At 75.7% G+C, this 1373-nt stretch carries 2 protein-coding genes; one reads left to right on the forward strand and one right to left on the reverse strand.

The window, feature by feature from the left end; genetic code table 11:
* Window positions 1-539: bifunctional DNA primase/polymerase (locus EF918_RS35765; RefSeq protein ID WP_148141359.1), on the forward strand; the 539-nt coding region annotated here is incomplete at its 5' end.
* 70 nt (window positions 540-609) lie between these two features.
* Here the strand turns inward: EF918_RS35765 and yaaA are convergent.
* The gene (yaaA, locus tag EF918_RS35770; protein WP_260611012.1) at window positions 610-1362 is read right to left on the reverse strand and encodes a peroxide stress protein YaaA; all 753 of its coding nucleotides are present in this window, start codon (window positions 1360-1362) and stop codon (window positions 610-612) included.
* Window positions 1363-1373: the final 11 nt, after the last annotated feature.

Genomic DNA, 1373 nt, shown 5'->3' on the forward strand with positions numbered 1-1373 from the left:
GTCCCACCCCCGCCCGCCACCCCCTGTCGTTCGCCTGGCAGACCCAGTCCACGACGGACCGCGCGCAGATCGAACGCTGGGCCCGCAACCAGCCCCAGGCCAACTTCGTCACCGCCACCGGCATGGTCCACGACGTCCTGGACGTCCCGTTGGAGGCCGGCCGCGCCGCCCTGGACCGCCTGCTGGCGGCGGGCATCGCCGTCGGGCCGGTCGCCGAGTCCGGCGGTACGGGCGACCACGCCCGGATGCTGTTCTTCACCGCCACCCGCGGCACCCCCGAGGACGAGGACGAGTGGTGGCCGTGCGAACTGGACTGCCACCCCGAGACCATGGACGAGCACCCCGGGCTGCGCTGGCACTGCCGCGGCAGCTACGTGCTCGTGCCGCCGGCCGCGCTGCCCGGTGACCAGGCCGTCGTCTGGGTGCGGGGCGTGGAGCACCCGCTGCCCGACCCGCTGACCCTGCTGGAGACCCTGACCGACGCCTGCGCCCAGCACGGGGACACCGCGCACGCCGTCGCCTGGCCCCTGGCCCACTGAGTCGGGGCCGGCCGGGCGGGGGGCCCGGCGCGACCCCCTGAGCTCTTGAGCTTCGGGGCGCGGGGGCTCCTCAGTGGACCTGGGTGACGACCACGTCCAGCGACCAGGCCTTGCCCGCCTTGGCCGGCGGCTCCGCCTCCACCACGTGGCCCAGGTCCCGCAGGGCGGTGACCAGTTCGGCCGGGTTCTCGGGTTCGGCCCCGGCCAGCAGCAGGTCGCGGACCAGGCGGCCCTTGGTGGCCTTGTTGAAGTGACTGACCACCGAGCGCTTCTCCACGCCGTCCACGATCTGCGCGTGCAGCACCCGTACGGTCGCGGTCCGGCCGGCCGTCGCGCCCTTCGGCTTCCACGCCGACGCGTACGCCGAGGAACGCAGGTCCAGTACCAGGCCGTCCCCGGCGGCCTCGGGCAGCACGGTGGCCATGGGGCCGCGCCAGTGCGCGCCGAGCGCACCGAGGCCGGGGAGCTTGACGCCCATCGAGCAGCGGTAGGACGGGATCGCGTCGGTGATCCGGACCGCGCCCCACAGGCCGGAGAACACCAGCAGCGAGCGGGCGGCGGCGGCCCGGGCCGCCGCCGGCAGGTCGGCGAGGCCCAGGGCGTCGTAGAGCACCCCGGTGTAGATCTCCCCCGCCGGGCGGGCCGGGGCGGTGCGCAGGGCGGCGTTCTTGGCGACCTCGCCGCGCAGGCCCTCGCTCAGCCCGAGGACCTCGCGCGCCTTGAGCTCGTCGCCCGCGCAGAGTTCGACCAGCTCGTCCAGCACCGCGGCCCGGGCCGCGGTGCTGGACGAGCTGGTCGAACTCTGCGCGGGCGACGAGCTCAAGGCGCGCGAGG

This window comes from Streptomyces sp. WAC06614 (assembly GCF_003949795.1).
In the GTDB taxonomy this organism is placed as follows: Bacteria; Actinomycetota; Actinomycetes; order Streptomycetales; family Streptomycetaceae; genus Streptomyces.